The sequence below is a fragment of the [Lactobacillus] timonensis genome (assembly GCF_900240275.1).
In the GTDB taxonomy this organism is placed as follows: domain Bacteria; phylum Bacillota; class Bacilli; order Lactobacillales; family Lactobacillaceae; genus Limosilactobacillus; species Limosilactobacillus timonensis.
Genome location: NZ_LT964761.1, coordinates 1,540,277 through 1,554,145, shown reverse-complemented (window position 1 = coordinate 1,554,145; position 13,869 = coordinate 1,540,277). Strand labels below are relative to the sequence as shown.

At 44.5% G+C, this 13,869-nt stretch carries 14 protein-coding genes; 2 read left to right on the top strand and 12 right to left on the bottom strand.

The window, feature by feature from the left end:
- Window positions 1–2: 2 nt before the first annotated feature.
- A complete protein-coding gene (gene parE / locus C1710_RS07505) occupies window positions 3–2,048 on the bottom strand; it encodes a DNA topoisomerase IV subunit B (protein WP_328587351.1) in 2,046 nt (681 codons plus the stop codon).
- 158 nt (window positions 2,049–2,206) lie between these two features.
- On the opposite strand from parE, the gene plsY reads away from it, so the two are divergent.
- A complete protein-coding gene (gene plsY, locus C1710_RS07500) occupies window positions 2,207–2,821 on the top strand; it encodes a glycerol-3-phosphate 1-O-acyltransferase PlsY (RefSeq protein WP_102281531.1) in 615 nt (204 codons plus the stop codon).
- Window positions 2,822–2,929: 108 nt separating this feature from the next.
- Here plsY and C1710_RS07495 read toward each other — a convergent pair whose 3' ends face one another.
- The 10 genes from C1710_RS07495 to C1710_RS07450 all read right to left on the bottom strand — a co-directional run bounded on the left by C1710_RS07495 (window position 2,930) and on the right by C1710_RS07450 (window position 12,544).
- Window positions 2,930–3,805 (bottom strand): aldose 1-epimerase family protein, encoded by an 876-nt coding sequence (locus C1710_RS07495; RefSeq protein ID WP_102281528.1) that lies wholly within the window; start codon window positions 3,803–3,805, stop codon window positions 2,930–2,932.
- Window positions 3,786–4,784 (bottom strand): tyrosine recombinase XerC, encoded by a 999-nt coding sequence (gene xerC, locus C1710_RS07490; protein WP_102281821.1) that lies wholly within the window; start codon window positions 4,782–4,784, stop codon window positions 3,786–3,788. The genes C1710_RS07495 and xerC overlap by 20 nt, the downstream gene beginning before the upstream one ends.
- A gap of 251 nt (window positions 4,785–5,035) precedes the next feature.
- Window positions 5,036–7,141, bottom strand: coding sequence for a type I DNA topoisomerase (gene topA, locus C1710_RS07485; protein ID WP_102281526.1), 2,106 nt, complete (start codon window positions 7,139–7,141; stop codon window positions 5,036–5,038).
- A 149-nt stretch (window positions 7,142–7,290) separates the two neighbouring features.
- Window positions 7,291–8,163, bottom strand: coding sequence for a DNA-processing protein DprA (dprA, locus tag C1710_RS07480; protein WP_235857990.1), 873 nt, complete (start codon window positions 8,161–8,163; stop codon window positions 7,291–7,293).
- Window positions 8,164–8,223: 60 nt separating this feature from the next.
- The gene (locus tag C1710_RS07475; protein WP_102281524.1) at window positions 8,224–9,003 is read right to left on the bottom strand and encodes a ribonuclease HII; all 780 of its coding nucleotides are present in this window, start codon (window positions 9,001–9,003) and stop codon (window positions 8,224–8,226) included.
- A complete protein-coding gene (ylqF, locus tag C1710_RS07470; protein WP_102281522.1) occupies window positions 8,996–9,862 on the bottom strand; it encodes a ribosome biogenesis GTPase YlqF in 867 nt (288 codons plus the stop codon). Before ylqF ends, C1710_RS07475 begins: the two co-directional genes overlap by 8 nt.
- Window positions 9,863–9,873: 11 nt before the next feature.
- Complete coding sequence (locus C1710_RS07465; protein ID WP_102281520.1) at window positions 9,874–10,098, bottom strand: YozE family protein; 225 nt, start codon at window positions 10,096–10,098, stop codon at window positions 9,874–9,876.
- Window positions 10,088–10,711 (bottom strand): YpmS family protein, encoded by a 624-nt coding sequence (locus tag C1710_RS07460; protein ID WP_102281517.1) that lies wholly within the window; start codon window positions 10,709–10,711, stop codon window positions 10,088–10,090. Before C1710_RS07460 ends, C1710_RS07465 begins: the two co-directional genes overlap by 11 nt.
- Window positions 10,708–11,640, bottom strand: a complete 933-nt coding sequence (locus tag C1710_RS07455; RefSeq protein WP_102281515.1) for an SGNH/GDSL hydrolase family protein — start codon at window positions 11,638–11,640, stop codon at window positions 10,708–10,710. Before C1710_RS07455 ends, C1710_RS07460 begins: the two co-directional genes overlap by 4 nt.
- A gap of 61 nt (window positions 11,641–11,701) precedes the next feature.
- A complete protein-coding gene (locus C1710_RS07450) occupies window positions 11,702–12,544 on the bottom strand; it encodes a DegV family protein (protein ID WP_102281513.1) in 843 nt (280 codons plus the stop codon).
- Window positions 12,545–12,721: 177 nt separating this feature from the next.
- Between C1710_RS07450 and trhA the strand changes: the two genes are divergently transcribed.
- Window positions 12,722–13,384: a PAQR family membrane homeostasis protein TrhA gene (gene trhA / locus C1710_RS07445; protein WP_102281510.1), complete on the top strand. Its 663-nt coding sequence runs from the start codon at window positions 12,722–12,724 to the stop codon at window positions 13,382–13,384.
- On the opposite strand, the gene C1710_RS07440 is transcribed toward trhA, so the two are convergent.
- Window positions 13,364–13,861 (bottom strand): dihydrofolate reductase, encoded by a 498-nt coding sequence (locus C1710_RS07440; protein WP_180961328.1) that lies wholly within the window; start codon window positions 13,859–13,861, stop codon window positions 13,364–13,366. The genes trhA and C1710_RS07440 overlap by 21 nt on opposite strands.
- Window positions 13,862–13,869: the final 8 nt, after the last annotated feature.

The following is a 13,869-nucleotide window of genomic DNA, read 5'->3' as shown; positions in this document are numbered from 1 at the left end:
TTTTACAAATCTAGGTCTAGTTGACCATTGCTTTCAGCTGTTAAATCTTTGCCACCAGACTGGGGATGTGATTGCTTTGCTGATGATTGTCTTTTCTTTTGCAACTTTCCCTTATTTTCGACTAGCTGGTCGCTTTCCTCATCATTGAGGGTAAATTGGACGTGGCTGTCAATCCACTTTCGACGTGGAGCCACCTTGTCCCCCATCAGCGTGGTAATCCGTTTTTCCGCTTCGGCAGCGTCTTCAATCCGCACCCGAATCAGCGTCCTCGACGCAGGATTCATCGTTGTTTGCCATAGCTGGTCGGCGTTCATTTCACCAAGACCCTTGAACCGTTGCAGACTACCACCGTGACCGTGGCTAGTCAGTTTAGTCAGCTCTTCGTTAGTCCAGGCATATTGGATGGTTGTATGGTCACCACGGCCTCTTTGCAAACGGTACAGTGGTGGCAGAGCGATGTAAACACGACCCGCTTCAATCATTGGCCGCATGTACTTGTAGAAGAAAGTCAGCAACAGGATTTGAATATGGGCACCGTCATCATCCGCATCAGTCATGATGATAATTTTATCGTAATTAGCATCTTTAATGTTGAAATCAGCACCCGCACCCGCGCCGACTGTGTAGATGATCGTGTTGAGCTCTTCATTCTTTAAAACATCGTCCAGCTTTGCCTTTTCAGTATTCAACACCTTGCCTCGTAAGGGCAGAATCGCCTGGAACTTGCGATCGCGCCCCTGCTTGGCTGACCCACCGGCAGAGTCACCTTCCACCAGAAAGAGCTCATTTTTCTTAGCGTTCTTTGACTGAGCAGGGGTTAACTTGCCGGAAAGGTTGCGTTCCTTACGTCCCTTCCGCTTGCCGCGGGAGAGGTCGCGGGCTTTGCGGGCTGCCACCCGCGCTTGGCGTGCTCGCAAAGCCTTGCGAATCAGATCCTGAGCTTCGTCACCATTTTCCATTAGTTCGTAGGACAATTGATCGCTGACGATTGAATCGACAATTCGCCGGGCCTCTGGTGTGCCAAGCTTATCTTTCGTTTGTCCTTCAAATTGGAGCAATCGTTCTGGAATACGGACTGAGATGACTGCGGTTAACCCTTCGCGGACATCTGATCCTTCCAGGTTTTTGTCACGTTTTTTAAGCAATCCCACTTTGCGGGCGTAATCGTTAAAGGTCTTGGTCCAACCGCTACGAAAACCGGCCTCATGTGTTCCGCCATCAGGAGTACGAACGTTGTTGACAAAGGAAAGGACCGTCTCCGAGTAGCCATCATTATACTGAGCCGCTACTTCAACTTCTACCCCATCTTCCTTGCCGTCAAAGTACATTGTTTTTCCTAGGACATCTTTATCTTCATTTAAGTAAGCGACAAATTCCTTGATTCCGTCATCATACTGATAAACTTGGGTTTGTGCTTGGCCTGGACGTTGGTCTTCAAGAACAATTTTAATTCCCTTTAAAAGGAAGGCTGACTCGCGAAGACGCTTGGCTAAGGTATTAAAGTCAAAAGTGGTCGTCGTAAAAACTGTCGGGTCAGGTTTGAAACTAACGGTTGTTCCATTATCATCACGCGTTTTCCCGAGCTTTTTGAGTGTGCCAACTGGATGTCCACCATTAGCAAATTTCTCTTGATAGCGAACATGGTCGCGGACGATCGTCAGTGTGAGGTGAGTCGACAAGGCGTTGACAACAGATGCTCCGACCCCGTGGAGGCCGCCAGAAGTTTTGTAACCATCGTCTTGCCCAAATTTACCACCGGCGTGAAGGACAGTCATAATGACTTCGGGGGTTGGTTTTCCACTAGCATGCATGCCAACTGGCATCCCACGGCCGTGGTCTTGGACGGTGATGGAGTTATCAGCGCCAATTGTTACTAAGATTTCGTCACCGAATCCCGATAGCGCCTCGTCGACTGCGTTATCCACGATCTCATAAACCAGGTGGTGAAGTCCACGGGCATCAGTGGAGCCAATGTACATTCCTGGTCGTTTTCTGACCGCTTCAAGCCCCTTTAAAATGCGAATTGACGAGGCATCATACTTGCTCACAACAATTCCCCCTAATAATTGTCTGAAAATTACTGCCTCGTTGGTACAAGGCAGACATACTCATTTATTTTACTCAATATTTTAGTAAGTCGCAAACCAGAGTGGTTATCTCTGGTTGCCCATGATATGATAAAACCGTTATTGAAAAGGAGTTTATTATGAAAACAGGCTTGATGATTATCATCGCTTACCTACTCGGATCAATTCCCTCCGGTTTATGGGTTGGTGAATTGATGTATGGTAAAGATATTTCTAAAATGGGTAGCGGCAATATTGGGACGACCAATGCTTTTCGTGAACTCGGGGTAAAAGCTGGAATAATCGTGTTGACAATGGATGTTTTGAAAGGAACACTGGCTGCCAGCCAGCCCTACTTCTTTCACTCATCAATTAACCCCTTATTAATTGGGGTCTTTGCTTCACTTGGCCACAGTTTTTCGCTATTCGATCATTTTCATGGTGGTAAAGCAGTCGCCACCAGTGCTGGGATCCTATTGGCATATAATCCACCCTTGTTTTTAGTGGCGGCGTCAATTTTTATTGGCGTCCTCTTACTAACCAGTATGGCCAGCGCTGCAAGTATGATCGGCATCACATCCGTACTGGTTATTGCCCTTTGTGAACATGACATCATTTTGTCAACCATTGCTGGCCTACTGACTGTTCTAGTCTTATGGCGCCACCGAAGCAACATTCAGCGAATTATTCATGGTCGCGAATCACTCGTCCATTTCGGATTGCTTTACTACCTTAAGCATCATCGTGAATCCTAAATTTATCCTCAATGAGATATTGAAAGAAGCAAAGACGGCCCCGCCTTCTGTTTTCACAGAACGCATTAGGGCCGTTTTAATTTAGTCATTTTCTGCTTTTTTGTGAACTTAGAATGGTTCAATGCTAAACGAATGATTATTGTGGTGACCACCAGCAAGGCGGTGCATAACATTTTTATGAACCAGTTGGCCATCGGCATGAAGGTTGTCGGCAATGCCCCACCATGGTTCCACGCAAACGAAGTTACCCGTTTGCGGATATGACGACCAAATGCCAACAAACGGTGTTTGGTTCAGGCGAACATGAACACCATGGCCGCTTGATGGTTCGCTTAACGTGACCGTCAGTGACTTGTAATTTGTCACTAGGATTAGCGCGTCCTGATTAAAGTCCCGATGGTTAAGCTGGTGTGGTGAACGCAAATCAATAGATCCTGGATGCTGGATGTCGTTGTACGGGCCAATAAGCTTGATTTGGGGGTAAACCGCTGCTGGCGATACTGTTAAGTCGACATTTTCAAAGGCAAGGTCATTGCTGAACGGAACATTGAAACCGGGGTGAGCACCAATTGCATAAAGCAGTGGCTTAGTGTCAGGATTATCAACATGGTACGAAACAATCAACCGCGGTCCCGATAACTTGTACTTAACAGTTAGTGAGAAGGAGAATGGGTAGACTAAACGAGTACTGGTAGTGTCAGTCAACCGTAACCACACTTCATCCGCGAACTGTTTGACGATGATAAAACGACAATCGCGGGCAAAGCCGTGTTGTGTTTGGTGGTAAGTCCGTCCCTCAAAACAATACTGATTATTTTTTAGGCGACCAACAAAGGGAAAAAGAATTGGTGCTTGCCGATTCCAGCTACGCTGATCACCTTGCCACATGTATTCGTGAGCAATACCAGTTCTTTTAATACTATGCAATTCGGCTCCAAGCTGGTTGATTTTAACTGTTAGTTGTTCATTTTTGATCGTAATCATGAGAATTACCTCCTTCTTGGGCTCGTGGAAAGAACTGCCGGTAGTTTTTTTGCAAGTTTTCTTTAGTAATATGGGTATAAATTTGTGTGGTACTAAGACTCGAATGGCCTAGTAATTCCTGAACACTGCGGATATCTGCACCCCGGTCTAATAAGTGGGTGGCAAATGAATGACGAAGCATGTGGGGATGAATAGTACCAGTTAGCGTGCTGCGTTTCATGACCTGTTTAAGAAGGTACTCAATGCCGCCACTAGTAATTGGTTTTCCTCGATTATTGATGAAAACATACTGGTGGTCCTGGTGGTACTGATCCATTAATGGTGTTCGGCAGTAGTGGTAGTAGTTATCAAGCGCCTGGGTAACAAAGTGGCCAAAAGGAACGTAACGCTGTTTGCCCCCCTTCCCTTCAATTAAGATCATTTTAACGTCGTTATCAATTTGTGACAGAGTTAGGTTGGCGCACTCACTGACCCGCATGCCAGTATCATAGAGAAGTTCTAAGACGGCCCGGTTACGATAATCCAGTGGTTTACCATCTCCATCTGCTGCCTTGAAAAGAGCGGTCATTTCGGGTTCGTAGAAATACCGTGGTAAGGCGCGGGAATGTTTTTTAATTTGAACGTCATCAAACGGATTCTTTGTCGTTAGGTGATTCAAAATCAGAAAATTAAAGAAAGAACGGAGACTCGAAACCTTCCGTGAAACTGTACTTTCGGCATCTTGCTGGTCATGAAGATGAGTGAGATAGACTTGTACGTCTAAATGATCCACCGCAGTCCAGCCGCGAAAACCATCATTGTTATCAAGAAATTGCTGAAAAGCTTTTAGGTCCTCACGATAAGCAATTACGGTGTCATCCGAATATCGACGTTCACTCTTTAGGTAATTAACATAGAGCGCAGTAAAAGTGAGTGGATTGCTAGCTAATCGCTGGTTAGCGACCAGTAATTCGCCTAGCTGTTCCAGTTGGGTGACCATCTGATTAATTTTCTTTTTCGGTTGACCAGACTGATTAAGACTTTCAACGAAAACTGCCAACTCGTTACTCGTTAAGTGTTCCCATCCCGGAAAACTACCAGTCACCTCGTAAAACTGTTGAAATTTCTTGGCAGTATGAAGTAGTTGTTGTTTTTCACTCTGACTAAGTTTGGAGCGACCAACAAGCTCCTTAATACTAAAATCTTTGGACAAAAAAGCCCTCCTTTCAGCAGAAAGCAGGGCCAAAATGACTATTTTTGTACTGGTTCTTTATAGTCACCATTTGGACAGACAACCTGCTTGCCACCCTTGAGTTTCTTTTCAACGAGGAAATGACCATCCTTTGGACAGGAACGACCAATTGGCTTATCCCAAGAAACGAAGTCACAATCTGGGTAACGAGAGCAGCCGTAGAAGACGCGGTTGCGTTTTGACTTTCGCTCAACCACGGTTCCCTTACCACACTTGGGACAAGCAATCCCCGTATCCTTAACAATTGCCTTAGTATTGCGACACTTTGGAAAACGCGAACAAGCATAAAACTTCCCGTAGCGCCCCATCTTAATTACCATCGGCGCCCCACAAATATCACAATTCATACCGGCAAGCTGGTCACGCATTTCAATCTTATCGACTTGTTTTTCGGCTGCATTAACCTCTTTTTCAAAAGGCTGGAAGAATTGATCAACAACTTCGACCCAGTTACGTTTTCCTTCTTCAATTTGGTCAAGGTGCTCTTCCACATCGGCAGTGAACTTAACGTCGACAATTTCCGGAAATTGTTTTTCAATAATTTTATTGACGATCTCGCCAAGCTCTGTTGGTTCAAAATGACGACTAACTTCACGGACGTAGTATCGCCGCTGAATGGTATCAAGCGTTGGCGCATAAGTAGATGGCCGTCCAACCCCGTTGGCTTCCAAAGTATGGACTAGAGCAGCTTCGGTATACCTTGCTGGTGGTTGAGTAAAATGTTGGGCTGGATCATCTTTAACTAACTGTACGCGGTCATCGACTTGCAGGTCTGGTAAGAGATTATCTTTTTCTTTCCCCTGATGGTAAACCTTGGTAAATCCTGGGAACTTGACTTTGGAGCCATTTGCCCGGAATTCAACGCTATTTTGGACAATTTTGACGCTCATCGTATCAATTAGCTGCGGAGTCATTTGACTAGCGACAAATCGTGACCAAATGAGGTTATAGAGCTTGTATTGATCGTTTGTCAAAAATTTTTTCATTGCTGCTGGTGTCCGGGTGACTGCAGTGGGGCGAATCGCTTCGTGAGCATCCTGAGCGCCTTCTTGTAGTTTGCCCTTGACTGGTTTGGTGGCAGCATATTCGGCGCCGTAGTTATCATGAATGAACTGTGAGGCCGCGTGTTTAGCAACTGACGCGATTCGTGTGGAATCGGTTCGCATATAAGTGATCAACCCGACAGCTGCTCCCTTGCCAATATCGATACCTTCGTAAAGTTGCTGAGCTGCCATCATCGTTTTTCTTGTACGGAAATTCAGACGACGGTTGGCTGCCTGTTGCAGAGTGGACGTCGTAAACGGTGGTTGTGGCATCCGGCGGCGTTCCTTTCGGTTAACAGCCGTAATGTCAAAATCGGCAGCCCTATCGAGTTGCCCTAACACCCGCTGTACATCTTGATTATTCTTTAATTTAACTTTTTTTCCGTTCACACCATAAAAGCTAGCAGCAAATTCTTCGTTATCCTTGACAAAATCGGCGTCAATCGTCCAGTATTCTTCGGGCTTGAAGTTCCGGATCTCATTTTCACGTTGGATAATCAAATTTAAGGCTACTGATTGGACACGGCCTGCACTCAGACCACGTTTAACTTTTTTCCAAAGAATTGGGCTGATGGAATAACCAACGAGTCGGTCTAAGACCCGGCGTGCCTGTTGGGCATCCACCAGGTCCATGTTGATCGTTCGTGGCTGCTTAAACGATTCTTTGACAGCATCCTTAGTGATTTCATTAAAGGTTACCCGATTTTTTTCTGCCGGATCAAGTTTTAGTAGGTTAGAGACGTGCCAAGCAATTGCCTCCCCTTCCCGGTCGGGGTCTGATGCAAGATAAACTGCCTTAGCGTTTTTAGCATCAGCACGCAGTTCCTTGATGACTGGTCCTTTCCCGCGAATAGAGATGTATTCTGGTTGATAGTCATGGTCAACGTCGACCCCCATACGACTCTTCGGCAAGTCACGAACATGACCTAAGCTAGCTACCACTTTGTAGGTACGACCCAGGTACTTACCGATGGTTTTAGCCTTGGATGGTGATTCAACAATCACTAACTTACGTGTATTACTTTTTCTTTTACGACTTTTCTTAGTTTTACTGGCTGCCATTTAAAGGCTCCTCATCAAATCAAATTGTCTTGATAAACCTCTTCTTAAGAGTTACCAAGGGACTCATGAAACAGGATATTGCATTGTTGAAATAATGTCAAACGAGTTTCTACTATATATAGGACCAGATAAGTAACCTCAGAAGCTTATTAGGTATCTAATTCATCAAGTAAATCTGATGGTTTGAGAATTGGCCGTGCACCAATTTCTATAAGTTCATTACAGCCAACAGAAGATGAAACATCGATTGGCCCGGGTACCGCACACACATTACGGTTTTCTCGTAAAGCGATATTAGCAGTAATTAAAGTACCACTTTTTTGGGCACTTTCGACTACCAGACAGGTATGGCAAACTCCGGCAATAATTCGGTTACGTTCCGGAAAATGGTGTGGATAAGGCGGTGTCCCAATCGGATATTCACTCAGCAGTAATCCAGCCCTCATGATCTCATCTTGTAAATCACGGTTTTCCTTAGGATAGGTTTGGGTAAGGCCACAACCGATAACACCGACGACCTTCCCGCCGCATTCTAACGCTACTCGTTGGGCAGTCGAATCCACCCCGCGGGCTAAGCCACTGACAATTGTGACGCCAGCATTCACAACCGGTGGCACCAACGCATTAATGATCTTGTTGCCATATTTTGTCATCCGCCTTGAACCAACAACTGCCAGCGTTTTGCTTTTGAGGATAGACGGTGACCCATAATAATAAATTAAAATGGGCGGACAAGCAGTTTCCTTGAGCAGTGGCGGGTAATCGTCGTCAATGATCGTAATAAACGGGTAAGAGTGGCGAAAATACTCAAACGTCAAGTCAAATTCAATTCGTTGACACTGTTCTTTAACAATCTTCGTAATGCGGGAATTGACGCTATACTGTTCAAATAGCTTTTCAAAATCAAAGACACCTGCTTCATGAGCCAATCGCCACAGTTTAAACCTGCTAACCGGTCCCAGTTTCTCAACGAGGGCTAAGCGCACAATAAAGTCACGTTCTTGCTGCTTTTGTGAAATCAAAAAAATTCCTCCTTAGTTTTCCCTATAAATAAGATACGGAAAAGAGGAGGAATTTATACTTTATTTTTTTGAAATTATTTTAGCAACCGGGGAAAAAGAACGACGGTGAATTGGTGTTGCCCCCAGTCTGGCTAATCCGGCTAGGTGTTTTGCTGTTCCATAACCCATATTGTTTGCAAAATCATAACCAGGGTAGACCCGGTCATAGTCCTTCATTAGGTGGTCCCGGTATTCTTTGGCAACAATGCTTGCCGCCGCTACGCTAATACTTTTCTGATCACCTTTAATAAGGGTAGTCTGGGGAATGTTTATTTTAAGCGGAACAGCATCAACAATTAAGTGTTCGGGTCGGTGATGAAGCTGATTAACAGCGCGAATCATTGCTTGCTGAGTAGCCGCATAGATATTTAAGCGGTCAATTGTTGGTGCATCATTAACCGCAATACTGACCTCAATCGCTTCATCAACGATTTTCAGATAAAGTTGTTCACGTTCATGAGCAGTGAGCTGTTTTGAATCGGTAACGCCAACCAGGTCAAAGTGGTCGTCTAAAATTACTGCACAAGTAACAACCGGTCCGGCAAGCGGTCCACGGCCAACTTCATCCACCCCAGCCACATAGCGGCAGCCTTTCTGCCACAACTCTTTTTCAAAACGAAACCGTTGAGTAAACGCGGTTTGTGCAGCCATTTGGCGAGCTAAACGGCGCCGAGTTTGTGCGATAATCTTCTGCACCCCACTACGCGGATCATCAGCATAAGACTCAAACAATTCGTCGTCGCTGTTTTTCACCATTGAGAAAAGTTGACGGACTTGTTTAACGGTTGGTTTACTAGTCATGATTAATCTCAACTTCCAATGGTGTTTCTAAAGTGAAACGGCCAAACTTACCCTTTCTTAGTTCCCGGAGCAGACGCTCACTTCCCCGTTCATAATCATCACGAAAGCCCATTGTAGCAGTAATGGTCATTAACAAGTCAGGGTCGCTGACCGAAGGGGTCAATTCGTTCGGGGTCAGATGGTAACGATCAGCCAATGCTGTCTTATGGTGTTGGCGAAGAAAAGCTAGTGCAAACAGCGCAACGTCATCAACAGCATAGATACCATCTTTAATAGCGCCGGTAGCTGCCAGTTGGGTTCCCTGTTTCTGGGTGGCAAACTTTGGCCACAGCACACCTGGGGTGTCCAATAATTCTAGGTCAGCGGAAGATCGTAACCACTGTTGGCCTGTTGTGATGCCAGGCCGATTACCAGTAGCAGCGATGTTCTTACCAACGAGGTGGTTGAGAAACGTTGACTTACCGACATTTGGCACTCCCACGCACATTGCACGAATTGCTCGTTTCTTCATTCCCTTAGCCTGTTCAGCCGCCAATTTCGTAGACAGGATTTGCTTAGCCTGGGCAGTGACTTGTTTTTTAATCCTGTCTGCCCGCGAATCCAGTGCTAATGCTGGCTGATGATGGTCATGAAAATATTGTAACCACTGCTTGGTTTCTGTTGGGTCAGCCAGGTCGGCCTTCGTCAGTATTAATAAGCGTGGTTTATTACCAGCTGCGGTTGCCACTTCCGGGTTCTGTGAAGAATAAGGTAGACGAGCATCTACCAACTCAAAAACAATGTCCACGGACGGCATTTGTTCTCTAATTAGTCGTAAGGCCTTTGCCATATGGCCAGGAAACCATTGGATAATGGGCATGTTATAACCTCCTAGTTCATCTTATCAAGATACATCTGCCAGGCAGAATCAAAAATGGTCATCGTTGGTAAGTAATCAGCATTTTCTTCTAAATAATGAGAGATTTCGTCAAAATCTTGAGACTGCTTTGGAAAAGAGGTATCTAAAAAAGCATTATTGGCAAACTGTTCAACCGGTGTCGGGTTATCTGGCTGACGCTGAGTCATCAGAAAATGATAAAAACTATCACGGAACATTTGGTATCTCCTTTGTATTGTTAGGAATAGAAAGTTTCATCTGGAACCGACCATTTGCCATATCAATTTTTTCCATCGAATAATGAAGTTGCTTATGACGACTGTACTTGTTTAAGTCAAGAAGAATTGTGTGCTTCTTAGCGTTAACCGTAACCCAGTTAGGCAACTTATACTGTTTCGCGATAAATCCCATCACAAAGCCAACCGGCACGTTTAAGCGCCCAACGTTTAGTCCTGCGGCTTTAAGTAACACGTTACCGTTGGCTAGATGCTGTGGAATGAGGTTGAGCGAAAACTGAATGTTGGCTCCCAAAAACTTAGTTTTGCCGATAATTGTTGCGTATTTGGGACCAACAATAAAACGATACTTAATTTTACTCTGCCGGAGGAATTGGGCAAGGTAGTTGGCGGATAAAGCATTAAGTTGCTGGCGAGTCAGGTCAATTTGTACAGAATTATCAGTTTTTGCATAAGCCGCCTGTCCAGTTGTTGTTTGTGGAACTGGTGCACTAGCCGCGTGAAAAAAAGTTGCGATGGCAATAACAATAACTGCAGCTAGTGTAATAAAAGCCCACTTCCACCAGTTAATTTTTCTGAGATTCTCTTTCTTCAATGCTTTGAGCTCCTTTTTGTTTGGTATAACCAAGCATTATGTTTTTTCATGGATGCGAAAAGTTTTTTCGCAATTGCTTCATAACCCTTGTGGTTTGGATGGAAATTATCCTCAGGAGAAATGTACTGATTGAGGTTTTTCTTATCGTGTTTTTGGATGGCAATTACTTGTTTCTGGTTTAAGGTATTACTGCCATTTTTTTGGTCTTCATCAATTAGTTGCTGCCGCTGTTTACTGGTTTTGTACTGGCCATACGACATTAAGTGATTGATGTCGACGAAATAGGTATTGTCAGTTTGACTAACAGTTTGTTCGGTTATTTTGTTCCATTGAGCAACTGAGCGGCTGATAACAGTAACGTTAGCAAAGTAAGCATAAACAGGATTATAAATGCTGACAACAAAGATCGGCGCCTGGTGATTTTGACGGCGAATCACGGTAAATAACCTGACTAGCTTTTGTTGGTAGGTCTGCCCTGCTTTATTAACAGCAGAAGTGATTTCATCTTGTTGATTCTCTGCAATTTCTTTTTGCAAGGTCTGCATTAAATCATTGCCACCTACCGTCATAGTTATCACATCGGCATGCTTTATATCATTACGAATCTTTTTTTGCTTATTAATCCGGTCCAATATTTGATCCGAGCGGTCACCACTAACCCCGTAGTTAACAGTGTTCACTTGTGTATGATAGCGTTGTTTAATTTTTTGCTTAATGATCCCGACATAACCACCATTTTTGCTCTCATCACCTTGACCATATGTCAATGAGTCACCAATAGCCACTAAGTTTACTTCTTTTTTCATCACGCGTTCATGTCGAACAGGTGTCGTTGGGCTAGATTTTTGGTTTAAGTGGTACCAGTAGCCTGCAGAAATTGTGAGCAAAATGATGACGATCAGAAAAGCCCAGTTACGTAATTTTTTCAATTTTTCACCCCAGATAAATAAAACTGCGTCATCTCGAATGAGTTGAACGCAGCCTTATTATTTATTCAGTGTAGTATAAGAGGCAACAAGCACCGAGACCGGTGTGCGTTGCAATAATTGGAACGGTTTCGCGAACAACGATCGGAATGTTCGGGAAGATTGCCGAAATCTTCTCTTTCAGTCGTTCAACCTCTTTTGGTGCGTCGACGTGTGAAATGCCAATTGCCTTCACCTTTGGACCATTAGCCATTTCATCAACCAGCTTATCCCATTCACGATGCATAGCCTTTTTGCCCCGCCCCTTCATCTTGACATGAAGGTCGCGATCGCTTACTTCTAACATAATTTTGATGTTCAAGAAGTTGGATAAAGCACCAGCAAATTTGCTAATACGGCCACCTTTCACAAGGTTATCTAACTTATCAATGGCCAAGTATAGCTTGGACTTAGCAAGGACATCCTTCATCTTTGCGACGGCTTCGTCAACACTGCCCCCGTTTTCAAGAGTTTTAGCTGCTTCAATCACCTGAAAGGCCATCCCACGGTCGGTAGTGCCAGAATCATATACGGTTACCTTTGTTTTCGACATGGTGGCAGCTTGCTCAGCAGCGTGAACAGTGCCACTAATTGCCGCCATCATGGTAACGCACAAGACCTCACTACCATCTTCTCCCAGGCGGTCAAAAGCATCGACAAACTTACCAATTGGCGGTTGTGATGTCTGAGGCAAAGACTTGGCGTTAGCCATCATTTCTGGAAACTGGTCGTTAGTGATTGTTTCGCCTTCAACATAGATAGTACCGTCAATCATAACCGAGAGCGGAACAACCGTAATATCATACTTTTTAACTTCCTCAGCAGTTAAACCGGCGGAAGAATCGACAACAATTTTGGTTTTTGACATGAACAATACACTTCCGATGTAATTAATTTGATGATATACTTACTAAAAACGTTAACTAGTCTTTAAGACTAGCAAATTAAATGTTGAGACTAGGTTCGTTTTTGGTTAACAACTCTTCGCTTAGTATAACAGAACTAGGCAGAGATTTCATGACTACTTTGAGAGGAGAAATATATGATGACAAGGGCAGAAGTTGAAGGCGGACGGAAGAAAATAAGCAAAACAACTCTCTGGATTGAAATTGGCAACGCCATTAGTCACGGGATTGGCGTTGGCTTATCCATTGCCGGCTTAGTCTTGCTGATAGTAAAAACTGTGAAGTCAGGCGGAGGCCCAATGCGGGTTACTACCTTTGCCATTTATGGGGCGATTATGGTGCTATTTTACTTATCCTCCACACTCTTTCATTCATTAGTTTTTACCAGGGCGGCTCATGTCTTTCAAATTTTTGATCACGATATGATTTACCTTTTAATTGCTGGTTCCTACACTCCCTTTTGCCTCGTCGCTATTGGTGGCTGGCGTGGTTGGACGTTATTCGGCATTATTTGGGGACTAGCAGTCATTGGGGTGGTTTACAAAAGCATTTGGCTCAAGAAAAAAAGCAAGTGGTCCACCCTTTTGTATGTCTTAATGGGCTGGCTCTGCATGACCTGCGCGCCACAATTATGGCACTCACTTGGCTCCACTGGCTTTCTCCTCTTGTTAGCAGGGGGAATTACTTTCTCAATTGGTGCCGTGCTCTACAGCTTTCCGACACGCTATACCCACCTTATTTGGCACTTCTTCGTCCTTGCCGGAACCGCACTAATTTATTTTTCAGTTCTTTTCTTCGTTTAAACGCTGCCAAAGTTGAAATGTACAGTCGGGTTCTTCACTCTTTTGAGCAACGACAGTCTTGCTATCTACTAATTGCCACTGATCATAATTGATCGGTGGCATTTTTGTTTCTCCGGAATAGCTTCCCTTAATCACAGTTCGATAAAGTTGCGTTGCAAATGGCAGGAGTTGCCGGTAAACGCTAGCCCCGCCAATCACAAACAATTCATCACTTGAGTGCCCTGCAAGTCGTTGAATGTCTTGTAAAGAGACTGGAGTGACATCTCCTGGCAGTGATTTACGGTGGGTTAAAATCAGGTTTTTTCTGTTGGGTAGTGGTTTGCTACCGAGGGACTTAAAGGTGTTCCACCCCATTAGTACTGGATGCCCCATCGTTAGTTGTCGAAAGTGAACCATATCTTCGTGTGAATGCCAGGGCATCATTCCATTTTGGCCAATGACTCCGTTAGCTGCCTCGGCCCAAATTAGGTTAATCATCAACATAC

What these genes read in the sequence shown, in the direction of transcription:
- plsY (WP_102281531.1), top strand. Translation starts at nt 2,207, where the DNA reads ATGAAAACAGGCTTGATGATTATCATCGCTTACCTACTCGGATCAATT.
- C1710_RS07495 (WP_102281528.1), bottom strand. Translation starts at nt 3,805, where the DNA reads ATGATTACGATCAAAAATGAACAACTAACAGTTAAAATCAACCAGCTT.
- xerC (WP_102281821.1), bottom strand. Translation starts at nt 4,784, where the DNA reads ATGGTCACCCAACTGGAACAGCTAGGCGAATTACTGGTCGCTAACCAG.
- topA (WP_102281526.1), bottom strand. Translation starts at nt 7,141, where the DNA reads ATGGCAGCCAGTAAAACTAAGAAAAGTCGTAAAAGAAAAAGTAATACA.
- C1710_RS07475 (WP_102281524.1), bottom strand. Translation starts at nt 9,003, where the DNA reads ATGACTAGTAAACCAACCGTTAAACAAGTCCGTCAACTTTTCTCAATG.
- ylqF (WP_102281522.1), bottom strand. Translation starts at nt 9,862, where the DNA reads ATGCCCATTATCCAATGGTTTCCTGGCCATATGGCAAAGGCCTTACGA.
- C1710_RS07465 (WP_102281520.1), bottom strand. Translation starts at nt 10,098, where the DNA reads ATGTTCCGTGATAGTTTTTATCATTTTCTGATGACTCAGCGTCAGCCA.
- C1710_RS07450 (WP_102281513.1), bottom strand. Translation starts at nt 12,544, where the DNA reads ATGTCAAAAACCAAAATTGTTGTCGATTCTTCCGCCGGTTTAACTGCT.
- trhA (WP_102281510.1), top strand. Translation starts at nt 12,722, where the DNA reads ATGACAAGGGCAGAAGTTGAAGGCGGACGGAAGAAAATAAGCAAAACA.
- C1710_RS07440 (WP_180961328.1), bottom strand. Translation starts at nt 13,861, where the DNA reads ATGATTAACCTAATTTGGGCCGAGGCAGCTAACGGAGTCATTGGCCAA.